The following is a 25,456-nucleotide window of genomic DNA, read 5'->3' as shown; positions in this document are numbered from 1 at the left end:
TTCACACGACCGGGTTCGGGTCGCGCAGCAGGTCGAGCACGGTTCGGGCGTAGCCGAGGACCTCCTCGTCCCGGTGGTGGTCGAGGGCCCAGCGCAGGGCGGCGGGGCAGTCGATCGCGGCCCACGCCCGGCACGCCGCGCGCTCCTGCGGGGTGAGGTCGCGCCCGTACTCGGTGGTGAACGCGGCCCGGAGATCGGCCCGGCGGGGGGTGAGGTGGAGAGTGACGCGCATCAGGTCGCGGCGCGCTGGGGCTTCGACGTGGCTGCGTTCGAAGTCGATTACGCCGAGCGTCAGCCCGTCGCCGTCGCCGTCGCCGTCGCCGTCGCGGCGCACGAGCCAGTTCCGCGGGCCGAAGTCGCCGTGGCAGTAGGCGAGTGCGGTACGCGGGGGTTCGGCGCGGGCGGCCTCGGCCAGTACCGCGACCTCCTCGTCCGACAGACAGGCGTCGCGGGCACGGGCCAGGGCCCGTTCGCGCTCCTGGTCCCAGAGCAGGTACTCGCCGACGGGCGCGTCGACCGTCGGCTGCGCGTGGATGACGGCCAGGAGGTGCCCGGCCTGCCGGTACACCTCCTGCTCCTCAGCTGCGGAGAGGGCGGTACTGACAACCGGCGTCCCGGGCAGCGCGGAGGTGACGACGAGCAGCGAGGAGGCGTCGGCGGCCAGCAGGGACGGTGTGCGGCCTTCGCCGAGGGCTGGTGCGAGCAGCCGGTAGGCGGCGGTCTCCCGTTCATGCATGAGCGCGTTCTTGTGGCGCTTGGCGAACAGGCGGCGCCCGCCTTCGTCGACGACCTCCCAGACGCACGGGCGGCCGGCGCGGTCGTGGGAGCGCACGCCCAGCAGCTCACAGCGTCCTGCCGCCGCAGGCAGCAGCCGCTCCACGTCGTCGGGGATGGTGAGCGCGCTCACGTCGGCCAGCCGACGGTGGACAGGGCGTTGCCGCGGGCGATCTCGCCGAGTGCGTGGCGGGTGTAGGGCACGGTGTCGGCCGGGAGCCCGACGAGCGGCCACCAGCGCAGCGCGTCGCACTTGTGCGGTTCGACGTTGCGGACCTGGCCGTCGTAGCGGGCGGGGAGGAAGAACAGCTGAAGGCGGCTGCGGCCGTCGTCGGCGTCGAGGTGGTGCAGGGTGTGGGCGAGCGTGAGATCGGCCTCGGCAATGAGGATGCCGAGCTCCTCCCGGGCCTCGCGCGTCATCGAGCGGGTAACCGTCTCGCCGGGCTCCATGTGGCCGGCCGGCAGGTGCCACAGGCCATCCGCGTAGGCGGTGTTGTGGCGCCGGCCGAGGAGGACGGTGTCGCCGTCGAGCAGCACGAGGTGGACGCCGACGACCAGGGCTGGCGGCTCCGTCCCGGCCGGGCGGGGCACGGCGGGACGGCGGGTTTTGTCAAGCGGATTCACGCGCTCCTCCCGGCGGGCAGGCCGGCCGTGTCGGTGAGCATCGGCAGGTAGTGCTGCAGGTAGGGCGGGACCTTCAGCTCCGGCAGTTCGTCGAGGGGGACCATGCGGACGGCCAAGCCCTCGTCGCCGAGTCGTAGGCCGCTCTCGTCGCCGTCCCATACGGCGTGCAGGACGCGGGTGAGAGGGAGGCCGAGGCCGTCGTGCGGGGCGGGGAGGGGCCGCAGGCCGGTGATCTCGATGCCGGCCTCCTCGCGGACCTCACGCGCCGCGCTCTCCTGGGCGTTCTCACCGGCTTCGCGCCAGCCGCCGATCGGCGTCCAGTAGCCCGGCCAGGGCGTGTCCGGCCGGTCTTCGCGCTGGTGTAGCAGCAGCCGGCCCATGTGGTCCGTGACGAAGACGAGAACGCCCTCGAAGTCGTCGTCGGCCGGGGCGGGGTGTTCCAGGTAGAGGGGGACGCCCGAGCGGTGGGCGCGCAGCACTTGCCGGAGCCGCTGGTAGCGGGAGGGCTCCATGAGCTGCCGCCAGGCGTGGGCGGTCTCGAACCGGAGCTCGGTGTGCTCGGCCGGGTCGAGCCGGATCCGGGCCTGCTGTTCGGGCGTCAGGACGCCGCCGTCGAAGACGTATCCGCAGGCCGGCACTGGGTAGTCGGTGCCGACCTGTTCGTGGATGACGGCGACCAGGCGCCGCCGGGCGATCACGGCGGGGTTCTCAGTCGCGAGGTCGAGGCCCAGCTCCTCCTGGGCCTCGCGCAGGGCGGTGGTGAACGGCGTCTCGCCGTGTTCGACGTTGCCGCCGGGGAAGTTCCACACGTCCGGGTTGACGGTCGAGCGCATCCCGAGGACGCGGCCCTGCGGGTCGGTGACCAGGAAACAGCCGTACGAGCTGGGGCGGGCGATGGTGGTGAGGTAGCCGCCGACGGGCCGCCAGCCCGGGGCGGCCAAGCACCTGGTGAGCCACTCGATCACGGCACGCTGCCCGTCGCTGGTTGGTGGCAGGGCGTCCGGGGCCGCCCACTGGTGGCCGTCGTGGTTCGGGGAGACGGCGATCCCGGTGCCGTCCGGCACGACGGTGGTGAAGACGAACTGGCGCACGCGCAGCCCGCGCTGGTTGGTGAAGTCGAGATGACGCACGTACTCCAGCGGCAGGCCGGTGAGACCGGTCTCCTCGGCCAGCTCGCGGGCCGCGCCGGCGGGTAGCGCCTCGTCGTCCTCCCGGCCGCCGCCCGGGTACTCCCACAGCCCCGGCAGGACGTCGGGCGGGGATTTGCGGATCATGAGGATCCGGCCCGAGGCGTCGCGGACCACGACGCCGAGGCCGATCCTTTCGATGCCCTCGCGTGCGGCGAGGTCGGTGAGTTGGTCGAAGTCGATCACTGAACGGGTTCCTCGGAATCGGGAGGCGGGCACGGCCGGTCGCCCGGAAGGCGTGAGGCAGGCGGCGTGTCGGTGGGGTTGTCCACGAAGACCTCCTGGCATGGGCGGTGTTCGAGCGCGCGGAGCCGGCCGCTGGAGCTGGGCTCATCCAAGTGCATGTTCCGAAACCGGAGTTGGACGGCTTCGCTCGAGCGGAGGCGACTGATGATGGTGCTGTTCGAACGCGACGCTCAAGCGGATTCCCTCTGGGCGATCCTGGGTCGAACAAGGACTTTTCGAGCACCCCGCGCGGGTGCTCCGACGCTTCCACCAACGGGGTGCGAAAGGCGTCCGGCAGAGCGCGGAGCCCAGTGCGCAGGCGGCGAGAGCCCGTTCGAGTGCCGCGTCCTGGATCGGGCCGAGGCGGCGTCGGACGCCCTCGGGGGTGAGGCGGCCGCGCAGCGCGTAGCCGTCGCCGGATTCACTCGTTCGGCTGGTCAGGGGGCCGGGGTGTTTCGGGCGGCGGGGGTCTCGGGGCCGGCCACGGCGAGGGCAGCCCGACCGGTGACGGACAGGAAGTGCAACCCGACCTCGGTGATGACGGTCATGTGGACCCAGGAGCTGGCCCGGCAGCTGGACCCCGCGAGCGTCACGGTGAACTGCTGCGACCCGGGCTTCAACGCCACCGGCCTGGGCCGGGACCTGCCAGGGGCCGAAGTCCTGCGACGGGTGCTGATCGCCCTCGGCGCGGGTGATCCGCACAAGGGGGCCGGGATCATCGTGCGCCTGGCCACCGACCCGGCGTTCGCGCACACCAGCGGGGGCTACTTCTCCGTGCGCGGAGCGCGGCCCCTGGAGTGCCCTGGGCCCGGCAGGGACGAGGGCCTGCAGCGCGAGCTGTGGGCGCGGACGACGGCCCTGCTCGACGAGCACAGGCCTTGAGGCTACGGGCCGTTGTCGCCCCCGCGGACCGCCGCGCGTCCCCCCCCCGGCGCCGGGGGAACACGCGGCGCGCTGCTGCCTCGGCTACCTGGTGATCCAGGTGCCTCGGGTGGGGTTCCAGTGGATGACGGCGTTCTGGAAGCGCTGGGCCCTGCCGCCGTTCTCGTCGAGTTCGTCGGTGGTGGGGTAGCCGAGGGCGGCTTCGCGGCCGTTGGCGGCGAAGGCGTCGTGGATGGCTCCGTGGACGGTGTGGGTGCCGGTCTTGGGGGACCAGAGGAAGAGGCCGTGTTCGAAGTACTGGTAGCGGCCGCGGGTGCCGTCGGGGGCGGTGGCGGCGTCGGCTTCGTCGGTGGTGGGGAAGCCCCAGTGGCGTTCGGCGTCGGTGTTCCAGAAGGTGGTGAGGATGTCGCCGTAGACGGGGTGGGCGTCGTCGGGGTGCCAGAGGATGATGCCGTTCTCGAACTGCTGGAACCGGCCGCCCAGCGAGGAGTCGCGCTCCCCGGTGACCGGGGCCCCGAGCACGCTGCCAGCCCCGCCCATCGCGGCGTACTTGGCGCCGATCGACCCCCGTACGGGACCAGGTCGTCCAGCCGGTTGTACCGGCGGGGCGAGAAGCCGCGCAGCCCGTTGGTCCAGGTGTCCTCCTGGGCCACGTAGCCGTAGTCGATCTCCTCGCGGACCACCGGCTGGGTGTGCGCGCCGTCGGCCCACCGCACGAACAGGGCCACGTGGTCGGTGCCGCCGGAGTCGCGCAGCAGGGCGTCACCGGGTTGGAGGTCCCCGGCGGCGATGTCGGAGGTGACGTTCCACAGGGACCAGGTGGTCAGGGAGGAGCTCAGGTTCCAGGCCATGGACACGAAGCCCGAGCAGTCCGGGCGGTAGCAGCCGAACCGGTTGTCGTGGCAGCCGTTGTTGTCGTACGGCACCCTCTCGTCGATCCAGGACTGCGCGCGGTCCAGGACCTCGCCCCGGCCGATCGGCCCGTCGGGGGAGGAGGCGGCGGCCTGTGGCGCGGCGCCGAGGCCGGCCGTCACGGCGGCCAGCAGCAGGGCCGCGAGGCGCGCGGCGCGACGCCCGATCGGCGACGGCGAGGGTCGGCTGAACGATGGCATGGGTCCGCCTTGCGGGGTCAGTGGGTGGTCCGGGTGCCTGGGGTGGGGTTCCGGTGGACGACGGCGTTCCGGAAGCCGGTGCCGGCCGGCCGGGGACGTCGTCCGGCGGGCGTCACGGGTTGATGCCGTCGTACTGGAGCACCCGGTAGGGCGACTGGCCCTGCTGCCCGTTCCATTGGGAGACGATCAGCGTCAGGGAGTCGGCGCCGGCGCTGCCCGGGTGGATGTAGCCGCCGTAGAGGGACGGCAGCTGCGGCCGGCCCCAGTGGCTCGGCGGCCAGGCGGTGTTGCCCGCGATCTGGACCTTGGGCGCCGTCCACACCGCGTCCGGGCGCGACGCGGTGCGGGTGCAGATCGAGTAGTCGGTGACGTCGAAGTAGCTCATGCAGTACCTGCCGCCGATCCGCTTGACGGAGAACTCCCCGATGTCGTTGCCGGAGAGGATCACCGACGGCCCGGCGGCCGTCGTCCACTGCCAGGAGCCGTTGAGGTAGGCCCAGTTCTCCTGCGCGCCGAAGTTCCCGGCCCGGAAGTCGTCCGGCCGGATCCGGAAGAGCTGGATGGCGCCGCCGTCGGCGGTGTTGCGGTGGGTGCCGTTCCAGCGCTTGGAGAAGACGTAGAGCCAGCCGTCCGGGTCGATCCCGGCGAAGGACCACATCCCGTACATGGACTGGTTGGTGCCCTGGGTGTCGCCGGGCCAGTGGTACGGGTAGTCCCGCCAGGTCACGCCGTGGTCGTCGGAGTAGGCCACCCCGGACATCAGCGAGCCGTCGTAGCCGGCCGGCGGGGTCCAGGTCGCCACCGAGGTGTACTGGATGTACGTGCGGCCGCCGAACTCGATGCAGTCGTTGGGGATGCGGCTGAACTCCCAGCCGTGGCCGTTGTCCGTCTGGTGCGCGTAGTCGAACAGCTGGTTGGCCTGTCCGCCGGTGGGCATCGCCCAGGTGAAGGAGATCGGCGAGCCGCCGCTGCGGTCGAAGTCCGCCTGGGCGAGCATCACCGGGGAGCCGAGGTACGGGTCGCGCTGGGCCGGGTTGGCCCAGGCGTCGCCGAAGACGTAGCCCCAGGTGCCGTCGTGCTCCCGGAAGTACGGGATACCGAGGTCCCCGGAGCCCAGGCCCTGGGCGCTGGCCGAATCACCGGGGGTGTCGCAGAGCGGGGTGCCGTTCTGGCCCAGGGTGGTGGCGGTGCCCGCGCGGGCGGGGCTCGCGGCCGTGCCGAGCAGGCCGGCACCCAGCGTCAGGCCGGCGCCGGCCCGGAGCACGGTCCGGCGGCTGGGCTCACCGTGGGCGGGCCGGGAAGCGTTGGACATCGACGGGTCCTCCTTGGGGGTGGTGACGTGGTGAACACGCCGGCGCGCGCTGGCGGCGCGCGCTGACGGCGTGTGAAGTACCGCACACGGCCCATCCGGTGGAAAGCCGGGGCGCGGTACCGCGCGAGCCGGTTTGATTCCTGGCATGACCGGTGCAGGAGCCGGGGCGCCGCGTCCATCGAACACGCCGCGGGTCGCGCTGTCACGCGCCGGTGACCTGCTCGGACAAACGCCGGACAACGTCAGGACAAGCACCGGACGGGAAGTGAGGGGACGAACGGGTGGGACGGCAGGAACAGCCACTGGACGCCGGGGACGGACCCCTGGTGATCTTCGCGCTCGAACTCAGGGAGCTGCGACGCCAGGCCGGCAGCCCGCCGTACCGGCGGCTCGCCGCGCGCACCAACTACTCGGCCTCCACGCTCGCCGAGGCCGCCGCCGGCCGCCGGCTGCCCAGCGACGCCGTGCTGGCCGCATTCGTGGCCGCGTGCGGTGGCGACCCCCAGGAGTGGGAGCGCCGGCGGGTCCGTACGCACCGGCTGATCACCCGGCCGCTGGTGGTGGCCGGGCCGCCGCCAGGCCGGACGGTCGCCGGGGCGGGCGTGGACGGGGCGGAGGTGGCGGTCGCGGCGGCGACCACGGACAAGCCCACGGACAAGCCCACGGACAAGCCCACGGACAAGCCCACGGAGGAGCCCGCGGTGGCGACCGGGGCAGGGGTGAACGGGGCAGCGTCCGGCGGGCCTCCGGCGGCCGGGGTGCGGACGGCGCCGCGGCACGGGCACCGGCGCCGGCCGGTCGTGCTGCGCCGGGCCTTCGGCTCCGCCGCCGCCGTCCTCTTCGCGCTGGCCTTCGGCGTCTGCGTCCAGGGGGACTCGCCCGCGTCGGGCGCCATGGCCCCGGTCAGCGCCGGGGCGCCGGCCCAGGACCCGGCCCGCTGGCTCCGCCCCGGCACCGACGTCCCGGCCCCGTACCGGGACCGGATCATCGAGGCGGGCACCGGCTGCTTCGAACCCGAGGTCACCCCCGCCCTGGTCGCGGCGATGCTCAAGGCGGAGAGCGGCTTCGACCCGGACCTGAGCGACCCGGCCGCCGACGAGTACGGCATCGCGCGCTGGACCCCGCGGGTGCTGCGCCACTACCTGCCGGCGGGCCGTCAGGACACCGTTCCCGAACCGCCCTTCAGCGCGGAGGACTCCATCCTGGCGGTGGGCCGGATGCTCTGCGCCATCGCGCCCGAGCTGCGGGGCGTCGAGGGCGACCCGGCGCTCAACCTGGCCGCCGCCTACCGCACCTCCACCTGGGTGGTGCGCGGGCACGACGAGGCGAGGCTGGCGTCGATCCGGCCGTACCTGGACCAGGTCCGCGGCAACATCGAGCGCTACCGCCCGGTGCGCCCCGAACCGCGTCGCCGCTGAACCGGCCGGTACCGCTGAACCGGCCGGTGCCACGCCGGGCCGGTGCCACGCCGGCCCGTGCCACGCCGGGACGTCGGCCGGCCGGACACCCGCGCGGCCCCGGGGCCGGACACCCGCCCGCCCCCCCGCGTCAGGGCGACGCCGGGCGGCCCAGGGGCAGGAGGTACTGGATCGGCTCGTCGAGGTCGTCCAGGGCGAGGAGTTCGTGGGCGAGGTCGTCGAAGAGGCCGCCGAGGGGTGTGGTGCCGAGGCCGAAGGCGGCGGCGGTGAGGAGGAGGCTCTGGGCGAGGTGCCCGGTCTCGACGAGCCCGAGGCGCAGCGCGCGCAGGCCGTAGCGGCGGCGCAGTGCGGCGAGGTCGAGGTGGACGGCGAGCACCGCGGGCACCTCGTCCACCACGAGGGCCTGCGGGTCCGAGTCGGGGCGGGTGAGGTAGTAGGACAGGGCCTTGAGCTGGTCGATGTCGGGCGCCGGGCCGATCGGGCGCAGGGCGCGCAGCTCCGGCACGCAGTGGTAGGTGCCGGCGGGCAGGCCGTCGACCGCGAGGGCGACCAGTCGCACCCGGACGGCGCGCATGGCGCCCGCGCTCGGGTACGGGCGGTCGCCGGTGGGCCGGTTGGGCGCGTACGCGGACCAGAGCACGCCGCCCAGCTCACCGGCGGTGAGCGGACCGGTCAGCCGGCCCCGGGCGGAGCGGCGGTTGTTCAGGGCGTCGGCGAGGGAGACGGCCGGCAGCGCGTCGGCGGGCAGCGGGAGGTCGCCGGGCGCCGGCCGCGGGGCCTCGGCGGGCGGCACCGGCGCCAGCGCGGTGTCCTCGGGGCGCCCGATCTGGAACTTGCTGTGCTCCAGGTACTGGTGGTCGGGGGCGTGCCGGTCCTCGGGGAAGAAGGTGAACGGCCGGTCCGTCTCCAGGAGCGTCCGCCCGGCGAGCCGGCAGACCGCCCGCTCCTCGTCCGGGCCGACCCCCAGCCGGTTGAACAGCATGTGCAGTTGCGAGGCCCACACCCGGCGCAGCCGCTCCTCGGACTCCCGCGGTGCGCCGGCCCGCATCCGGGCGGCGGCGTCCGCCACCCGGGCCGCCCAGTCGGCGAGCCAAGGCGTGGCCGTACCGGCGTCGAGCGCCTCGCGCAGGGCCGCGGCCCTGCGGGCCAGGGCCTGCCGCTGCCGGGCGAACACCGCGTTCACCCGGCTGTGCACGGCGGCCCCGGGCAACGGCTGGAACTCCGTCACCCAGCGCCAGCCGGCGGCGTGGCGCCGCAGCCAGCGGGCGGACGCCAGCTCGTCCAGTCCCAGGGCGTGGGCGGTGGTGTGCGCGAGGTCCAGGGCGACGGGCAGCCGGGCGCCGGGGGAGGCGTCGAGGGCGCGCAGGGCGTGGACGGCCGTGCGGGTGGAGTGGGTGAAGAGCTCCTCGGCGACCGGCAGCAGCGCGGGCCCGCCGTAGCGCTCGGTCTCCGGCTCGTACGGGACGGCGGTGACCTCACCGTGCCGCGCCGTCCACGGGCCGTCCGGCGGGGTGTACGGGGAGGCGAGCCGGGCGAGCTCCTTCGCCACGGTGTCCGGGTCCTCGGCCGGCTCCCGGAAGCGGATCCGCAGGTGCGGGCCGCCCTCGCCGTAGCGGATGAAGAACCAGCCGGCGCCCGCGAGGCGGTCCATCAGCGGCGCGAGGTCCTCGGTGACGAAGGCGTCGGTCTCGTGGGCGGGCAGCGGCAGGGCCAGGTGCAGGCTGTGCCAGGGGGCGGTCGGCGGCTGTCGGGTCGTCATCGCGTCCTTCCCGGACGGCAGGGCGGGGATCGAGCGGGACATCAGGGGAACGGGTGCGGGTGGAGCGGCAGTTCGTCGTGGCGCAGCGGGCGCGGGGTGCGGCCGAGCCGGTACGGGACCTCCAGCAGCCGCGGCAGGCCGTGGGTGCGCCGGTTGGCCTCGCCGAAGGTCATCGGCAGCGTGCCGGGGACGATCACCTTGGCGCAGTACAGTCCGAGCCGGTCGCGCACGCCCGGCTCGTCCTGGCGGACCACCACGACCTCCAGGCCCTGACCGGCGAGCCGCTCGACCGTCCGCTCCAGCAGCAGCGTCAGGTCGCCCACCGGCTCGGGGGCACCGGGCCAGCGCTCCCGCCAGGGCACCGGGGGCGGGCCGGCGAACAGGAAGTCCAGGCGGGGCTGCGCCTCGGGCAGGGTGTTGAGGCCGACGTGGTCGTCCAGGACGACCACCAGCTCGGGCCGCTCCAGCATGGTGCGCAGGCGCCGCGGGTCGCGCGGCCCGCCCGGGGCGGCGGAGCGGTGCGGCGCGTCCTGGACGTTGGTGACCACCTCGGCGACGGCGGAACGGATCGCCGCCCGCGGGTCGTGGTGGGCTCCGGCGGCCAGGAAGGTGCGCGGGGCGTCGGGGTGGGTACCCCGGTAACGGCACAGCGCGAGCACCGACGGGATGCCCAGGTCGTCGGTGGCGTCGAGCAGGGTGAGCCGGTAGCCGAGCAGCCCGGCGCGGTCGGCGAGTTCGGCCACCTCCGGGTCGTCGACGGGCACGGCGACGGCCGGCAGCGGGGTCCGCGCGTACCAGGCCAGCAGGAAGGCGTCGCGCTCGGCGATCTCGAACAGGCCGTACAGCGCGGCCTCCTCGGGGCTGTTGCCCAGGCCGCAGCCGTTGGACGACTCGTACGCCACCCGGGGGCGGCCCGGGCCCGGCGGGTCCCAGTAGGCGAGGTGCTCGGGGACGGCGATCGGGCGGTCGTGGGTGAGCGACCAGCCGTGCACCCAGTCGAGCACCAGCTCCGGGGTGAAGGGGACGGTGGTGCGGGCGGGGTGGTCGCCGGGGTCGGGCAGACCGAGCCGGACGGGGTCGAGGACGGCCTCGGGGCCGCGCTCGGCGACCAGCTCGGCGTAGGAGGCGCGCAGGGTGGTGCGGTGGCCGAGCGGACGCATGCCCGCGAGCCGCTCCACGCCCTCGAACAGGGCCACCCGTTCGCTGGAGCGGAAGTCCACCGACCGCCCGTAGCCGCCGTCGTCCCCCGCCCGGCCGTCGGTCACCAGGGCGGTGGTGAGGGCGAAGGCCGAGTCCTCGGTGCGGTAGATGCGGCGGACGGGGCCGAAGCGCTCGTCGTGGAGTTCGGCGCGCAGCCGCTCGACGGTCGTCCGGTCGTTGGCGCCGCGCAGTACGGCGGGGTCGGGCAGCGGGCGGGGCGTGCGGGGCAGCCGGGCGGAGTCGGGGGCGTCCTCGGGGAGGGGGCGGCAGACGGGGCAGCCGCCGACCGGGCGGACCCGGTGGGTGGACCAGGTGGCGCGGTCGCCGTGGACCACGTGGACGGTGGCGTGGGTCGGGCCGGCCGGGGGGCCGTCGGAGGGCTCGCCGGGGGTCTCGCCGGGGGGCGCGGGGGCGGTCGGCCCGGCGGCTTCGTCGGGTTCCTCGGCTTCGGCGAGGTCGGCGGCGAGGGCGGCCACCGCCTCGGAGAAGGCCGGGGTGCCGGTGCCGGCGAGGAGCAGGGCCGGGCTCTGCCAGGGCACCCGGCCGCCGGCGGTGGCGAGCCGCTGGAACTCGGCGCAGTGCAGGCAGGCGGGCGAACCGCGGTGCAGGACGGGGCCGACCACGGTCAGCGCCCCGTCCTCGCGCACCGGCACCAGGCGGACGGGGTGCGCGAGGGCGTGCCGGCTGAGCTGCTCGGCCAGACCGAGGGTCCAGGCGGTGAGGTGGACGACGGCGGTGCCGCTCGTGGTCGCCAGGGCCTGCTCGGGGGTGAGCACGGGGAGGTCGGTCACCGGTGGCCTCCGGCGGGCGCGAGGGCGGTCGCGAGGACCGTGAAGCCGCAGCCCTCCAGGGCGGCGGCCAGCGGGCGGGCGGCGGCCGTGCCGGGCCGCCAGGGGGCGGTGCGCAGCCCGGTCAGGCCGAGCAGCGCGGCCTGCAGGTCCGGCTCGCGGTCGGCGAGTCCGGCGAGCCAGCGGCTCGTCCAGCCCTCGTCCACCCAGTCGACGAGCTGCTGCCCGGCTGCGGCCAGCGGGGCGGCGGCGCCGCTGAACGAGGTGTGGTGGACGGCGGACAGCCCGAGGTCGCGGGCCGTCCGCCGGGTGAGGGCGTCCAGGGCGGCGACGGCGACCGCGTCGGCGGCGGTGGCCTCGACGGCCCGGCTCCCCTCCACGGTGGCCAGGTAGGCGGAGCCGGCGAGCCGACGGACCGTGAGGGCGGCGTCCCGGCCGAGGCGTCGGGCCAGCGCCGCCGTCCAGTGCCCGGCCTGCGGGTGCTCCCGCCACGGGGCCCCGGACGGCGGCCCGCCGTCGCCGGGGGCGGCGGGGACGGCGAGGGCGGCGCGCCGCAGCGCCCGGCCGAGGGCGTGCCCGGGGCCGGCACCGACCGCGACGCCGGCCGCGATGCCGACCGTGAATCCGTCCGCGGCATCGACCGCGGCATCGACTGCGTCGCCCACGCGTCGCCCGGCGGCTCCCGGGTCGGCGGCCGCCACCTGGAGCTCGGCGGCCCGGACGGCAGCCGCCAGCCGCGCGAGGTCGGTCCGGGCCGCCCCGGCCGCCAGGGCCCCGTCCGGTGTACGGCAGGTGACCAGCGCGGCGGGCAGCTGCGGCAGGTCGTCGGGGGAGGGCGCGTCGAGCACCCCGAGCCGCGGGTCGCCGAGCGCGGCGATGCGGCGCAGGGCCGTGTCGAGGTCCTCGGGCGGCTCGGCCGCGCGCCCGGGCCCCGCCGCCCAGGGGCGGTGCTCGGCGCGGAGCGGACGGGCCTCGGCGACGAGGACGGCGGGTCGGCCGGCGAGCAGCCGGGGGTCGTCCCGCGGGTCGGCCGGGTCCGGCAGCCCGGCCACGGCGCACAGCAGCCGCTGGGCCGTCGCGGCGGCGAGCAGCAGCGGCAGCGCCCTCGGGACGGAACCGCCGTTGCCGCCACCGGAGTCGGGGCGCAGGCGCTCCGCGAGCGCGGCGAGGTCGGCGCGGGCGCGCCCGGGGTCGGCGGGCGCGGTGACGAATCCGCCGTCCGGGCCGTACCGCAGGCCGACGGCCACCGGCGGTTCGCCCGCGACGGCCAGCACCTGACCGGCGGGCAGTGAGGGCTCGGCGACGACCGTCGGCCGCGCCCCGCCCCGGGCGAGGGCGCGCGCCACCGCCCGGGCCGTCGCGTCGTCCGGGTCCGCCGAGGCGACCACCGGGTGCGCGGCGGCGAGGGCCGCCGCCGCGTCGCCGGGACGGTCGGCCACCGAGCCCGGCCAGGGCGGCAGGTCGGCGCCGTCGGGGTGGTCGACCAGCAGGTCGTGCTCGCGCAGCCGTGCGGTGACGGTGGCCAGCGCCGCCTCCACCTTGGGGTGCCCGGTCTCCGCGGTGGCCGCCGGATCGCCGTCGAGCCGCGCGGACAGCACCTCCCACAGCGCCGGCAGCGAGCGGCTGCCCTCCAGGGTGAGGCTGGTGCTCCGGCCGCGCAGGTGCAGCCCCTCGCGCAGCGGGGTGACCGCCACCCCGGGGCGCAGGTGCGGGCGTTCGGTGACCGGTTCGGCCGTCACGCCGCCCCCTCGACCGTGCCGGTCAGCTCGGCGATGTAGTCCTGCCACCGGTGCCCGGTGAGTTCCGGCACGCTGCGCACGACGAGGTGGGCGGCCAGGTACCGTTCCACCGGCCGGACGTCGCAGATCGCGAAGAGCCGGTACAGGGCGTTGGTGCCGGTCCGGTAGACGAGGTAGTCGGCGCGGTCGAACATCGTGCCGTCGGGATCGCTGAGCGACAGCATCCGGTGGAACTCGCTGTAGCGGGTGCGCAGTTCGGCGTTCCAGCGCTCGGCGGTGGCCCGGTCGCCGAGGGCCTCCGCGCGCCTGCGGTACTCCTCGCCGCGGCTGGAGAGGTCGACCCCGGCCGCCAGCAGCCGCTCGGCCCGGCGCCAGGCCGTGGCCGACCAGCGCGCCCAGTCCTGCTCCCAGCCCCGGGTGCCCCCGGCCGCCACTCGGCGGACCAGCTCCGTGACCGCCGGACGGCCCTGCTCCCAGCGCCGCTCGAAGGCCGCGCGCAGGCGACCGTCCGGGTCCTCGTGGACGAGGAAGTCCTCCAGGTGGGAGAGGAAGGAGTAGTGCCCGCCGACCAGCCCGTCCGGATGGGTGCTCGCGTGCGCCGCCAGCGCCGTGACCGCCAGCTGCACCCGGGCCTGCGCGGTGTCGCCGTGCTCCCCGAGGAACGCGCAGGCCGACGCGATCGCGGGCAGCCCGCCGCGCATCAACTCGTCGCGCAGCGCGGCCGGTTCGGCTCCGATCAGGGCGTGCAGGTCGGCCGTGGCCGCCGGGTCGACGGGTACCGTCCGGACGGTGTTGTCCGGCACCAGCGGGCCGTACGGCGGCGCGATCAGCTCCGCCCGTCCGGCGACGGCGGCCTCGGCGAGCAGCTGCTCCGGCGTGCGGTCGGCGACGGACGGGTGGGCGTCCGCCCACGCCCGCAGCACCTCGGCGGACTCCCGCGCCATGGCGGCCACCCGCTCGGCCGGCCCCTCCAGCCGCAGCCGCAGGTGCGGCCCGAACCGCCAGTGCCGCTCGACGTGGGCGCGCAGCCCCCGCTCCGTCGCCCGCAGCGCCAGCGGCAGGACGGCCTCGCGCAGGGCGGGCGCCTTGACGGGCTGGTAGTAGGTCAGGACCACGTCGACGGCCGTCCCGGGCGCGGGCCGGTCGGTCGGATCGCTCATCGGCTCACTCATCGGGCGACTCCTCGGCGCCGTGGCGGCGGTGCGGATGCGGGTGCGGGGCGGTCGGGGGTACGGGCGTGGCGGGGGCGGTCGGGGGTACGGGCGTGGCGGGGGCGGTCGGGGCTACGGGCGTGGCGGGGGCGGGCGGGGCTACGGGCGCGGCGGCGGGCCGGGCCGGACGGTAGGTCTCCGCGACGAGTTCGACCGTCCGGGTCGGTTCCGGCTGCCCGCCGACGAGGGGCAGGGCCTCCTCCAGCAGGGCGCCGTGCGGGTGGCGGGCGAGCCACCGGTCCAGGTGCCGCAGGTGGAGCGGGTTGCCGAGGTCGACGGGCTGCGGTTTGGGCGCCCGGAGCCGGTCGAGGAAGGCGTCGACGGGCGCGGCGTCCTCGGCGGGCCGGGCCACGGGGTGGAGGAAGAGCTGCTCGGGCAGGCCGAGGCGGGCACGCCAGCGGGCGACGGCGGCGAGCGGGACGCCGTCCGGGCCGGGGTCGGCGGCGAGGTCGGCCCGCAGGGCGTCGAGGACCCCGGTCGGGAGGTGCCAGCGTCGGCGGGCCAGGACCACGTGCCGGTGGCGCAGCCGCGGGGTGCGGGTGACGGTGCCGCCGGGGGCGGACAGGGCGGTGCGCGGCAGCAGCGGCTGGAGGACGACGACGCCGTTCGGGTGGTCGGCGAGCAGCGGGGCGAGCCGCTGCGGCAGCATGATCGGGGAGAGGAAGCCCAGGTAGAGGACGTCGAGGTACTCGCCGGTGGAGCGCAGCCGGAACCGGAGCTGGTCGCTGTCGACGTCGTGGACCAGGTCGAGGTCGGCCTCGGCGAGGGCGGACCACCGGTGGTCGGGCCCGATCTCCTCGTCGAGCAGCAGCGGGTGCAGGTTGGCGTTGAAGCCGCCCACCGGGCGGAGCTGGGCGGCCCGCGCGCTCCCGCCGAGCCCGTCGCGGATCTGCCGGGCGACCTCGGCGGCGGCCCGCGGCTCGGTGGCGTCGAGGAACCGGCTGGTGAAGCGGCCCCAGCCGCAGTAGACGTGGTTGACGCACAACAGGCCGTCGGACGGCTCCCGTTGGACGAACCAGGAGTAGCTGAGCGGCCGGGCCGCCGTCCAGTCGGGCAGCCGGCCGGCCAGGGCGCGGACCCGGTCGGCGGGCAGCACGACCTCTCCGTCCACCTCCGGCAGGTCGGTGAACTCCCTTCGCAGGGCGGCGATCTCGTCGGGGACGGGGACGTCGGCCCAGGCGTCGCCGATGTCGGCGCCGAACTCCCAGGGCGTGGCGCAGACGCCGCCGGCGCCGTACCGGGCGACGAAGCGGTCCCGGGCGGCCAGCCGGGTCAGGTGGCCGTGGTCGAACAGCTCGGCCAGCGCGGTGAGTTCACCGAGCGCGGCCCGGTCGGCGGGGTCCAGCCGGGGCTGCGGGGGCGCGGGGGCGTGGACGTCCTCGCTGAGCACGTTGAGCGGGAAGGCCTCCCCGGGCAGGGGCCGGCCGGCCTCGGCGAGCACCCGGCGCCAGTCGGCGGCCAGGGCGGCGAGCAGGCTCGGCCGGCGCTCGGCGGGCGCGGCCGGGTACGCCGCCGTGTCGTCGGCGAGCTTCCGTACGCTCCGGGCCAACCCGGCGTCCTCGGGCCAGGCGCCCAGCCAGGCGGCGAGCCGTTCCAGCGGCTCGGGGCTCTGCGGGTCGACCGGCTCGGTCGGGACCAGCAGCCCGGCGTCGAGGAGCCGGTCGACGAAGCGCCGGACCGCCGGGTCCTCGCCCGGGCGCCCGAGGGCCTCGGCGAGCCGTGCGACGAGCCGGTCCGGCGGGTCCGGGGTCTCGGCGAGGGCGGCGAGTAGCGCCAGCTCCGGCCGGGCGGCGAGCTCGACCGCCTCCTCGCGACTGGCCAGGTAGCGGCCGCCGACGAACACCGTCCGGGTGCGCTGGTAGTGGGCCCGTCCGGCGTCGACGCGGGCGGCGCTGGTCATCCGGTGCGGCAGGCTCCGGCTGCGCCGGGGGTCGTCGAGCAGCGCCTGGACCAGCGCGCCGACCAGGGTCCGGTTCACCCGGACGACCGCGCGCGGTTCGGTCGGCGACCCGCTCCGGCACGGTTCGTCCGAGGCCCAGCCGACCGCCGTGAACCAGGACAGCGGGCTGCTCTTGCCGGTCGCGCGCAGCGCGTGGCGCAGGACCGCGGCCTCCTCCTTGCGGGCCCGGCCGCCCCGTCCGGCGCCCGGGTCCGAGGCGTTGACCACCGCGCGCAGCAGGTCGGCGCTGCCCAGCGCGACGGCGCGCCGGAACGCGGGCTCCCGGCACACCGCGGCGAGTGCGGCCCGTTCCGCGGCCAGCGCCGGCGGCACGGCCCGCGCGAGTTCGTCCAGCAGCCGGGCGCGCTGCTCGCGCAGCTCCAGCCACCGGGCGAGCCGGGGGAGCCGGGCGGGCAGGTCCCCGAGCCGGTCGAGCTGCGCGGCGCGCGGCGCGCGGCCGTTGTGGAGGTCGCGGCGCAGCGGCAGGACGACCCGCCGGTGGAAGTCCTCGTCGTGTCCGGCCCGGCTGGCGTACAGGTCGTCGGCGAGTACGGGGCGCAGGGCGGCGTCGGCGGCCTCCGCGGCGGTGAGCCGCGCCAGCAGGTCCCGTACGGGAGCGGAGGGCGCGGACTGCGCGGCCCGGGTGAGCACGGCGGCGCGCACCAGCGCGTATGCCGAGGTGGACGTGGCGACCGGCGGCACGGGCGCCGACGGGGCACGGGTGGGCACGGCGGGCGACCTCCGATGCTGGCGGGTGGGGGAAGCGGGAACCCGGCGCGTTCGCGGCGGAACGCGCCGGGTTCCGTGGTGCTCCGGTCCCGAGCAGCACTGCTCGGTCCTGCTCGGGACCGCTCGGTGCCGCGGCCCTCAGAGCTGCGTCGTGGGCGGGTGCACGATGCTGGAGTTGGAGGACGACTGGCAGGAGCTGGAGGCGGGGTTGCTGGAGGCCCCGCCCTCCGGCAGCGCGATGCTGTCCCGCAGCGCGGTGACGGTCAGCTCGCCCAGGTCGAGGTCGTCGAGCGCGAGGACGTCCTGCAGGTGGTCGGCCATGAAGGCTCCCGAAGGGTGTCGAAGGGATGGACCCGGTGGATCGTCAGGACGTCTCCGTGCCGGGCCCGCCGGACTCGGCGCACGAGGGCGGACCGGGGTGGGAACACGATCCGGATCGGACCGGTCACCGGCCGGGCGCCACCGCGTCGCCGAGTGTAGGTCGGGTCGGTTCCGCCGAGTGGGCGCTGCGGTGATATTGGCTGGTAATCCGCTCCGGCACGGCCCGGCGGCCCCCACCCCGCCGGGCTCCGCGGTGTCCGGTTCGCCCGCATGCGTACGACCCTGGGCCCGCGACGGATCCGGCCCGCGCGCCGCCGACGGGACGGTGCGACGGGGGAGACGGTTGGTCGGCGTCCCAGGGAAGAGGCAGCTCCGGCCCCGTACGGGCCGCCGACAGGTCCTTCACCCGGACTTCACGCCTCCTGCCCGACCGTACGACTCTCGGACCCGTGCCGCCGCGCTGGAGGGGCCGGACCGGAGCCGTGCGGATTCGGCCAGCCGCCGGACCCGCGATGCCAGCGAGCCGCGCGCGGGCCGTCCTGGTCGAAGCGGGGCGAGTGCCGTGCCAGGGAGGCAGACGTACGGACGAAGGCGAGGGCTTCCTCGCGGCGGGGTGAAGTCGCGGCCGGTGGGCCCGGGCGCCGAGCAGGGACACGGCCTCGCAGCCGGACCGCCCGGCACGGCCGTGAAACCGGACCGCCCGGTCGCCGACTCGGCTGAGTCGGCGACCGGGCGGTCCGGCGGGCGCGCGGAAGGCGCGCGTCGTGCGGTCAGACGGTGACCTGTTCGGTCCGCTCCGCCTGGAGGTCGGCGGGCCGTTCGGCGGTGCCGGAGGTGTTCTCCCGGGGCGTGGGGAGGACGGCCATGATCGCGCCGGAGATCACGATGGTCGCCGCCCAGGCGAGCCCGTACCGGCCGACGGGGGTGTCGGAGAGCGGTCCGGCGAACCAGTCGCACTTGGTGAAGGCGAGCCCCATCAGCAGCGCGAGCACCCAGGACACCATCGCCTGCCAGCAGAAGCCGCCCACGTACCAGTAGCGGCTGTTCCGGCCGGTGTCCATCAGCGCGGCGGCGTCGTAGCGCACCGCGCGCGACCGGCGGCGGAACATGTCCACCGCGTAGACGCCGATCCAGGCCGAGAAGGAGACGGCGAGCAGGACCAGGAAGGTGATGAAGGAGCCCAGGAAGCTCTTGGCGACCAGCATCAGCAGCAGGCCGCCGACCAGCGAGATCACGGCGTTGATGCTGACGGCCATGGCGCGGGGCAGCTTCACGCCCATGGTCTGCGCGGTGAAGCCGGCCGAGTACATGGAGAGGCTGTTGATCAGCAGCATGCCCACGATCGCGGTCAGCAGGTACGGCACGGCCAGCCAGGTCGGCAGCAGGTCGCCGAGGAAGGAGACCGGGTCCGCGGCCTGCGCCAGGCCGGGGGAGGCCACCGCCATCACGGCGCCCATCAGCACCATCGGCACCATCACCAGGCCGGCACCGGAGACCGTCACGCCGGCGATCTTCCGGCCGGAGGCGGAGTGCGGCAGGTATCGGGCGAAGTCCGGGCCGGTGGGGACCCAGCTGATGCCGCCGGCGGCGATGGTCCCGATGCCGGCGATCATCATCGTCGTGGTGCCCGCGGGCTTGGCGAAGACCTCGTTCCAGTCCATGGTCGCGACCAGGTAGCCCAGCACCAGGATGCTGAAGACGCCGAAGAGGTACGTCGACCAGGTGTTGCAGACGTTCAGCGCCTTCCGGCCCATCCCGGAGACCAGGAAGGTGCAGGCGACGAAGGCGAAGAGCGTGATCACGATCAGCGCGGTGTTGCTCTTCACGCCGAAGAGCAGGTCGAGGACGGTCAGCACCGCGTAGGCGCCGGTGACGGCGTTGATCGTCTCCCAGCCGAACCGGGCGATCCAGAGGATCGCGCCGGGGAAGAGGTTGCCGCGCACGCCGAAGGTGGCCCGGGAGAGCGTGGCACCGGGGGCCCCGCCCCACTTCCCGGAGACCGACACCACGCCGACCATGCCGAAGGAGGCGAACGCGGCGCACGCGGCGACGATCAGGACCTGCCAGAAGTTCAACTGGTTGAACACCACCAGGGCCGCACCCATGGTGAGGAGCAGGACGCTGATGTTGGCCGCGACCCAGGTCGGGAAGAGCTCGCGGACTCTGCCCCGGCGCTCGTCGTCCGGGACGGGTTCGATACCGCGGGTCTCTATCGCGCCGCCGGTTTCGGCGGTGGACGGGTTGTCCATGGGGGTGGCTCCGTGCGTGTGAAGCGGTAGATGAATCGGACAAATGGAGTATTCATGGAACTCTTCGCGCGTAGCGCGGGAGTTACGTCATCCTACTTTGTCCAGTTCGGCTTCAAGCCCCGCCCGGTGCCGGGCCGGAGCACCGGGCGGGGTGGTGTCCTGCGCGGGTCTCAGGGCTTGACGGCGACGGCCGCGTAGAAGGAGACCTGGGCGTCGGTGACGGTGGCCGGGAGGGCGTCGTCGGCGGGAGTGCCGGTGCCCTCGTCGTGCCAGCGGTGGGCGGGGACGATGCCCGGGCCGAGGAGGTCGAGACCGTCGAAGAGGGTGGCGAACTCGGCCTTGGGGCGAAGCCGCAGGGAGGTGCCGGCCTGGTTGTAGATCTTCTCCACCTGGGAGGCGCCGGCCGGGTCGAGTTCGGCGGTGGCGTGGGAGAGGACGAGCGCGGAGCCCGCCGGCAGGGGCGCCAGGAGGTGGTCGACGATGGCGCGGGCGTCGTCCAGCTCGGGAACGAAGTGGAGCAGGGCCACCATCGACACGACCAGCGGCCGGGCGAGGTCGAGGGTCTGCTGGACCTGGGGGGTGGCCAGGATGGCGGCCGGGTCGCGGACGTCGCCGTGGACGTAGGCGGTGCGGCCCTGGGGGGTGCTGGTCATCAGGGCGCGGGAGTGCGCCAGGACGACGGGGTCGTTGTCGGCGTAGACCACGCGGGCCCGCGGGTCGACGGCCTGGGCGACCTCGTGGAGGTTCGGCGAGGTGGGGATGCCGGTGCCGATGTCCAGCCACTGGCGCAGGCCGCGGCGGGCCAGGGCCCGGGTGGCGCGGCGCATGAAGGTGCGGTTGGCGTGCACCGCGGTGCGCATGGTGGGGAAGACGGTCAGGACGCGTTCGGCGGCCTCACGGTCGACCGCGAAGTTGTCCTTGCCGCCGAGGAAGTAGTCGTACATCCGGGCGCTGTGCGGGATGTCCTGACGTATGTGCAGGGCGGCCGATTCGTCGGACCCGAACGCGGCGGCCGTCGCCACGGTCTCGTCGGTGCTCATTCCCTGCCCCTTCGTCGGTGATCATGCCAGGCGCGCCGCAGTCTAGCCAACTCGCCTGCGCCGCGCGGGAAGTCGGGCTCACCCCGGACCCGCTCGCGGGCGGCTGCCGGTCGGCGCCCCCTCGCCTGCGACCGCCTCCATGCGACAGGACCCGGGAGCGTAGCCAGCTCCCGGGCCCCTGTTTGCCGCCCAATTGCGCACACCGGCACGTTTAAGGGTCGCGGATCAGTTTGAAATCGACGCGTTCTGCCTTTGAACTACCGTGCCACGGAGCGGCACAGACAGGACTCGAACCTGCATTCGTCGATATTCGTCCGCGCCCGGTCGATCCGGTGTTCGGCGGCGAATGCTGAGACTGGAGCGGGAGTCTGAGATTCAGGGGGTCTGCCTCTGCCTGCTTGGGCCACCCCGGCCGGTGGTGCCGGGGGGAGGATTCGAACCTCCACCGAAACCCCTGGTCAGCTTCAACATCAGTGTCAGCTTTTCGCACCGCGCAGCGTCCCCGCCCGGTTCTCCCGGAACGGTTCCGACGCGCTCGGTGCACCCGCCCGGCTCCCCGGGCGGGCGTTCACGGGCTACCGGAACAGGTAGCCGAAGACGGCGTCACCCACCCGCTGGTCGGTGACCTCGACGGAGTTGGCCTCCTCGCGGGCGAACTTGACCGCCTGCTGGAGCCTCTCCACCCGGTCGGCGAGCTCGTTCACCCGGCGGGCCGGCAGCGCTCCGGAGAACTTGACCGTGGTCCAGTAGCCGACCGCGATGTCCTCGTAGTAGACCTCGACCTGGGCCGGGTGCTTCTCGGTGGCCTCGGCCTTGACGTGGTTGCGCGGCACCTTCTTGGTCCGGATGGTGCGCACCGGCTCCGTCTTCCAGGAGTCGGTGGACGGGTCGAGGTTCCAGGACTCGGAGGCGTCCAGCACCGGGAGCTTCTTCACGAAGGTGAACAGGTCGGTGAGCTGCTTCTCCAGGAAGAGCAGGTACGGCACCGGCACCTGGGGGAGGAGCACCTGGCCGTCCACCACGACGTCGGCGCGGGCGTCGACGTTGGCCCAGTCCTTGGTGGCCGTCACGTCGAAGAGCCGGGTGAGGGTGCTCGCGGTCGACCGCAGGATGTCCTCGGCCTTCAGCTGCACCCGGGTCGACTCCGGCGGCAGCTGCTCGCCCTCCTCGTCCTTGGGCTGGTAGGTGCGGGAGATCCCGGCCAGCAGCGCGGGCTTCTGCAGGTCCTGGTGGGCCTGCGTCAGCTCCTGGAAGGACTTGGACTTGACGCCCTTTTCGACGGCGATGATCTGGTTCAGCTTTGCCACGTCCGGGACGCTATCAGTCCCGAACTGAACGGCGACACCCGATTATTGACCGAGTGGCGACCGGAGCCCCGGCCGGACCGCTCGAACCGACGAGGAGAGGGCCATGGCCATCGCGCCGATCACCTCCGGCGACTTCCCCACCAGCCCGCTCGCCCTGCGCTTCGCCGACCCCGCCCGACAGGTCCGGGCCCGCGCGTTCGCCGCCGAGCAGGCGAGCGCCGCCACCGAGGCGGCCGGCCTGCTGGCACGGATGTGGCGGGCCGCCGCGGACCGGTCGGCCCGGGTGGCCGCGCTGGCCGTCGTCCACGCCCACCTGGTCGACTGGCGCTACCGGCTCGCCGTCTCGATGGGCCCGCCCCCGGGCGGCGTCGCCTTCGACCCGGAGCGCTTCCGCACCCCGATCCGGGAGGGCGACACCAACTACGACCGCCTCGGGGACGTCGGCCGCCTGCGCGAGGGCGCCCGGTGGGACCAGGCCACGCGCAGCTACACCGGAGGCCGGGCGACCCCGGCCTGGGAGGCCGTGCTCCGCTACGGCCGTCTCGCCGAACTGCGCTTCGCCGCCGAGGGCGTCAGGGGCGACACCCTGCAGAACCGGGTGCTGCTGCCGGACGGACGGCGGATCGCCGGCAACCGCCTGCTGCGGGGCGAAGCCGCCCGCCGCGCCGACGCCGAGCTCGTCGCCCGGACCGCGGCCCGGGGCCTGGACGCCTCCCGGCTGGAGACCGGCGGCAGGCCGGTCTACACCGCCACCCCCGCTCCCCGGGACAGCGCCGTGCTGCATTCCGCCGCCCTCGGCCTCCTGGCCCGGCCCCGGCTCACCGTCCAGGACTACCTGTCGGCCCGCTACCTGCTTTTCCAGGCCCCGCAGACCAAGAAGGGGAGCGACGCCGTGACCAGGACGTTCGTCGTGGCGGTCGGCGCCGTCGCCCTCCCCGGCGCCAGGCCCGCCCTGCCCGAGGACGTCGACCTGCGCTGCTACGTCCTCGGCCAGCCGCATCGGCGCCGGTAGGAGGGCAGCCGCGCCGCCACCCGAAGGAGGTCAGGCTGCCGGGGAGTCACGCGGCTTCGGCCTGACCGCGGGCGGCGGCCCCGGCGGCGTGCTCCCGGGGCCGGTCGTCGCCGGAGGCGCCGAGGGAGACCAGGAGTTCCCGGATGCGCAGGCCCAGGTGGAGGGTGATGCGGTCCGCGCCGTTGTCCAGGTCGAGTCCGGTGACGTCCTGGATCTGCCGCAGCCGGTAGTAGAGCGAGGTGCGGTGGATCCGGAGTGCTTCGGCGGTCCTGGGGACCGACCCCGCGTGATTGAGGAAGCACCGCAGGGTCGCCTCCAGGCGGTGTCCGCCGCTGGACTCCAGCAGGGCGCGCAGCGGTTTCGGGAGCAGGGACTCGTTCAGGGCGTGGTCCGGCAGTTGCAGGAGCACGGCGAACTCGCCGAGGTCCTCCCAGCAGCCGATGCCGTCCAGGCCGGGCATCCGGCGTGCGGCGCGTACCGCCACGAGTGCCTGCTCGTGGGAGGTCCAGGCGTGGGCGAGGCCGCTCTGGTGGCCGCCGACGCCGATGACGGGAGCGGCCGAGGCGCCCAGGCGGGCGCCGAGGGCTTCCCTGATGCGGGCGGACTGCTCGCGGAGCGCCTCCGGGGGCAGCGGCCGGTCGGCGGCCTGGAGCAGGACGGCCCGGTGCGAGGCGACCGCGAAGGCGCCGTGTGCCGATCGGGTCCGGCGGAATCCCTCCAGCACCCCGTGGAGTGCGGTCGCCACCTGCCCGGGGGACACCCGGGAGCGGGCCACCTGCACGATGCTGACCACCGCGTGGGGGGCGTCCGGCAGCAGCGCGTCGTCCAGGATCCGGGTGCGGCTGTCGGCGCGGGCGGTCGGGTCCGGGTCCAGCAGCGACAGCAGGAGCCGCTGCTCGCTGGCCCTCCGGGCGTCGGCCGCGACCTGGTCGGCGTACAGCTGGCCGACGACGGCGGGCGTCGCCCGGGCGACGGTCCCGGTCTCCTCGGGGGTCAGGGAGGTGTCCGGTGCGATGACCGTCAGCAGGCCGAGGAGGTGGCCGCGCTCGCGCAGCGGCACGCAGTAGCGGGGGAGCAGCCCGAGGTCCTCCCGGCCCGGGAGGAAGCCCGGCTTGGACCACCGGAGGACGCCCTGGTCGCGGACGTGCCGGGCGACCTCGTTGCTCACCCGTCCCTGCAGCAGGCTGTAGAGGCGGGCCGGGTCCGCGTCGTCGTAGTGCCGGCTCGAACAGATGCGCCTGCCGGAGGCGTCGGTCAGGGTGACGGACCGACGGAGCGACTCCGCGAGTCGCTCGATCAGCCCGCGCAGCGCGGCGGTGCCGGCGGGGGTCCGCCGCCGCTGTTCGGTCGTGGCAGTCGTCATCGTGGTCATCCCTCCGTGTCCTCGACCACGGTGGCACCGACGCGTTGCCCCAGGGTGCACAGCTCTTGCCCCTGTCTGCGGGAAGTGCCGGACCCTTGTGCCCCGGGGGCGGACCCGTCTCGGACCGACCGGCGGGTCAGTCGCCCCCGTCCGTGGCGACCGCGCCGCCTTGCCGCCGCCATTCGCTCGGGGAGACCCCGTAGGCCGCCTGGAAGCGGCGGCTGAAGTGGCTCGGGCTGCTGAAGCCGCAGCGGGCGGAGACGGCGGCGACGGTCAGGCGGTCGTACCGTGCGGAGGCCAGCATGTGCCGTGCCTTCCCGAGCCGCTCGGAGATGAGCCACTGCTCCAGGCTGATCCCCGCCCCGCTGAGCAGGGCGTAGAGCCGGCGGACCGAGACGGCGTGCTCCGCCGCGATCCGTTCCGGCGTCAGGTCGCGGTCCGCGAGGTGGGCCCGCGCGTAGGCCGTGATCCGGGTGAGCAGGGTCTCGTCCATCGTCGACCTGACCTCGGGGGCCTGTTCAGCGTGCGCGGCCGACAGCAGCAGGGCGCGGACGAGTTCCGTGGTGGCGGACGCCAGGGCCTGCGCGCCGGGGTCGTGCTCCAGCCGGCCGGGATCGCGCCACACGCCCCGCAGGTGCTCCAGCACCAGGCCGTACAGCGGACTGGCGCGCAACCGCAGGGAAGCCCGCACCACCGTGTCCACCGGTACGCCGAGGCGGTTCATGTCGAACATGATGGCCTGGGACGCGCCGTCGCCGGACCAGCCGTACACGCGGGGCGACAGCTCGTGGAAGACGCAGATGTCGTCGGCGCCCAGGAGCGTCCGCCGGTCCGCGACCTCGGCCCGGTGGACGCCCCGGGGCTGGAGCGAGACCGAGACGATCGGGTCGCTCCGGTGGTGGTGCACGTGCTGGGCCGTCCGCCGCACCTGGAAGCCCGAGTTCCGGGTGGCGAAGAAGTCCAGTCCGCCGACGCGCCAGAGTTCCATGCGGGCGCGGATACCGGTCTCCGGCTCCTCGTGGGCGACGTCGTTGGGGACCAGCGAATCCGTCAGCGCGTGGTGGAACGCCTCCACGCGCTCGCGAGGCGCCACGGTGTCGAGGTCGAGCAGCAGCACACACCCTCCCGGGGAAAATGATCTTCATCCCATTCTGCCGCACCGGTGCGCGCCCCCGGCCGCGGCGGACGTCCGGAGGCGGGGCCCGGGGTGGACGTTCGGACGGAGGGCCCGGGGCCGCGCGTCAACGCCGCTGGGGCGCGTACTC

19 protein-coding genes are annotated in these 25,456 nt (G+C 75.2%); 3 read left to right on the top strand and 16 right to left on the bottom strand.

What is annotated here, in order from left to right; translation table 11 throughout:
• Position 1 precedes the first annotated feature (1 nt).
• Genes ACIQI7_RS01215 through ACIQI7_RS01205 form a run of 3 tightly spaced genes read right to left on the bottom strand, consistent with a single transcriptional unit; the run spans position 2 to position 2,771 of the window.
• Positions 2-907 (bottom strand): phosphotransferase family protein, encoded by a 906-nt coding sequence (locus tag ACIQI7_RS01215; protein WP_401103683.1) that lies wholly within the window; start codon positions 905-907, stop codon positions 2-4.
• The gene (locus tag ACIQI7_RS01210) at positions 904-1,398 is read right to left on the bottom strand and encodes an NUDIX domain-containing protein (RefSeq protein WP_401103682.1); all 495 of its coding nucleotides are present in this window, start codon (positions 1,396-1,398) and stop codon (positions 904-906) included. Before ACIQI7_RS01210 ends, ACIQI7_RS01215 begins: the two co-directional genes overlap by 4 nt.
• The gene (locus ACIQI7_RS01205; RefSeq protein ID WP_401103680.1) at positions 1,395-2,771 is read right to left on the bottom strand and encodes an NUDIX domain-containing protein; all 1,377 of its coding nucleotides are present in this window, start codon (positions 2,769-2,771) and stop codon (positions 1,395-1,397) included. Before ACIQI7_RS01205 ends, ACIQI7_RS01210 begins: the two co-directional genes overlap by 4 nt.
• A gap of 543 nt (positions 2,772-3,314) precedes the next feature.
• Between ACIQI7_RS01205 and ACIQI7_RS01200 the strand changes: the two genes are divergently transcribed.
• Entirely contained in the window at positions 3,315-3,692 is a 378-nt protein-coding gene (locus ACIQI7_RS01200; protein WP_401103678.1) for a hypothetical protein, read from the top strand.
• A gap of 84 nt (positions 3,693-3,776) precedes the next feature.
• Here the strand turns inward: ACIQI7_RS01200 and ACIQI7_RS01195 are convergent, their stop codons facing one another.
• Both ACIQI7_RS01195 and ACIQI7_RS01190 read right to left on the bottom strand, forming a co-directional pair.
• On the bottom strand, positions 3,777-4,232 hold the full coding sequence (locus tag ACIQI7_RS01195; protein ID WP_401103676.1) for an LGFP repeat-containing protein: 456 nt from the start codon (positions 4,230-4,232) through the stop codon (positions 3,777-3,779).
• Positions 4,233-4,916: 684 nt separating this feature from the next.
• The gene (locus ACIQI7_RS01190) at positions 4,917-6,116 is read right to left on the bottom strand and encodes a DUF4185 domain-containing protein (RefSeq protein WP_401103674.1); all 1,200 of its coding nucleotides are present in this window, start codon (positions 6,114-6,116) and stop codon (positions 4,917-4,919) included.
• A 281-nt stretch (positions 6,117-6,397) separates the two neighbouring features.
• Between ACIQI7_RS01190 and ACIQI7_RS01185 the strand changes: the two genes are divergently transcribed.
• Positions 6,398-7,534 (top strand): helix-turn-helix domain-containing protein, encoded by a 1,137-nt coding sequence (locus ACIQI7_RS01185; protein ID WP_401103672.1) that lies wholly within the window; start codon positions 6,398-6,400, stop codon positions 7,532-7,534.
• Between the two features lie 130 nt (positions 7,535-7,664).
• Here the strand turns inward: ACIQI7_RS01185 and ACIQI7_RS01180 are convergent, their stop codons facing one another.
• The 9 genes from ACIQI7_RS01180 to ACIQI7_RS01140 form a co-directional block, all read right to left on the bottom strand.
• Entirely contained in the window at positions 7,665-9,335 is a 1,671-nt protein-coding gene (locus ACIQI7_RS01180) for a thiopeptide-type bacteriocin biosynthesis protein (protein ID WP_401103671.1), read from the bottom strand.
• Positions 9,335-11,284, bottom strand: a complete 1,950-nt coding sequence (locus ACIQI7_RS01175) for a TOMM precursor leader peptide-binding protein (RefSeq protein ID WP_401103670.1) — start codon at positions 11,282-11,284, stop codon at positions 9,335-9,337. Before ACIQI7_RS01175 ends, ACIQI7_RS01180 begins: the two co-directional genes overlap by 1 nt.
• On the bottom strand, positions 11,281-13,020 hold the full coding sequence (locus tag ACIQI7_RS01170; RefSeq protein WP_401103668.1) for a hypothetical protein: 1,740 nt from the start codon (positions 13,018-13,020) through the stop codon (positions 11,281-11,283). Before ACIQI7_RS01170 ends, ACIQI7_RS01175 begins: the two co-directional genes overlap by 4 nt.
• Positions 13,017-14,192, bottom strand: coding sequence for a hypothetical protein (locus ACIQI7_RS01165; RefSeq protein WP_401103666.1), 1,176 nt, complete (start codon positions 14,190-14,192; stop codon positions 13,017-13,019). The genes ACIQI7_RS01170 and ACIQI7_RS01165 overlap by 4 nt, the downstream gene beginning before the upstream one ends.
• A complete protein-coding gene (locus tag ACIQI7_RS01160) occupies positions 14,185-16,899 on the bottom strand; it encodes a lantibiotic dehydratase (protein ID WP_401103664.1) in 2,715 nt (904 codons plus the stop codon). Before ACIQI7_RS01160 ends, ACIQI7_RS01165 begins: the two co-directional genes overlap by 8 nt.
• Positions 16,900-17,037: 138 nt before the next feature.
• Complete coding sequence (locus ACIQI7_RS01155) at positions 17,038-17,220, bottom strand: thiazolylpeptide-type bacteriocin (RefSeq protein WP_387757366.1); 183 nt, start codon at positions 17,218-17,220, stop codon at positions 17,038-17,040.
• A gap of 770 nt (positions 17,221-17,990) precedes the next feature.
• The gene (locus tag ACIQI7_RS01150; RefSeq protein ID WP_401103662.1) at positions 17,991-19,469 is read right to left on the bottom strand and encodes a purine-cytosine permease family protein; all 1,479 of its coding nucleotides are present in this window, start codon (positions 19,467-19,469) and stop codon (positions 17,991-17,993) included.
• A 170-nt stretch (positions 19,470-19,639) separates the two neighbouring features.
• The gene (locus ACIQI7_RS01145; protein WP_401103660.1) at positions 19,640-20,509 is read right to left on the bottom strand and encodes an SAM-dependent methyltransferase; all 870 of its coding nucleotides are present in this window, start codon (positions 20,507-20,509) and stop codon (positions 19,640-19,642) included.
• A gap of 575 nt (positions 20,510-21,084) precedes the next feature.
• On the bottom strand, positions 21,085-21,816 hold the full coding sequence (locus ACIQI7_RS01140; RefSeq protein ID WP_401103658.1) for a hypothetical protein: 732 nt from the start codon (positions 21,814-21,816) through the stop codon (positions 21,085-21,087).
• Between the two features lie 103 nt (positions 21,817-21,919).
• On the opposite strand from ACIQI7_RS01140, the gene ACIQI7_RS01135 reads away from it, so the two are divergent.
• Positions 21,920-22,828 carry a hypothetical protein gene (locus ACIQI7_RS01135; RefSeq protein ID WP_401103656.1) on the top strand — a complete coding sequence of 303 codons (909 nt, stop codon included), beginning with the start codon at positions 21,920-21,922 and terminating at the stop codon, positions 22,826-22,828.
• Between the two features lie 46 nt (positions 22,829-22,874).
• Here ACIQI7_RS01135 and ACIQI7_RS01130 read toward each other — a convergent pair whose 3' ends face one another.
• Both ACIQI7_RS01130 and ACIQI7_RS01125 read right to left on the bottom strand, forming a co-directional pair.
• Entirely contained in the window at positions 22,875-24,191 is a 1,317-nt protein-coding gene (locus tag ACIQI7_RS01130) for a PucR family transcriptional regulator (RefSeq protein ID WP_401103655.1), read from the bottom strand.
• A 136-nt stretch (positions 24,192-24,327) separates the two neighbouring features.
• The gene (locus tag ACIQI7_RS01125) at positions 24,328-25,308 is read right to left on the bottom strand and encodes an AraC family transcriptional regulator (RefSeq protein WP_401103654.1); all 981 of its coding nucleotides are present in this window, start codon (positions 25,306-25,308) and stop codon (positions 24,328-24,330) included.
• Positions 25,309-25,456: the final 148 nt, after the last annotated feature.

The sequence above is a fragment of the Kitasatospora sp. NPDC092039 genome (genome assembly GCF_044756065.1).
GTDB lineage: Bacteria > Actinomycetota > Actinomycetes > Streptomycetales > Streptomycetaceae > Kitasatospora.
Note: the sequence above shows the minus strand (reverse complement) of the source record. Positions and strands in the feature narration are given on the sequence as shown.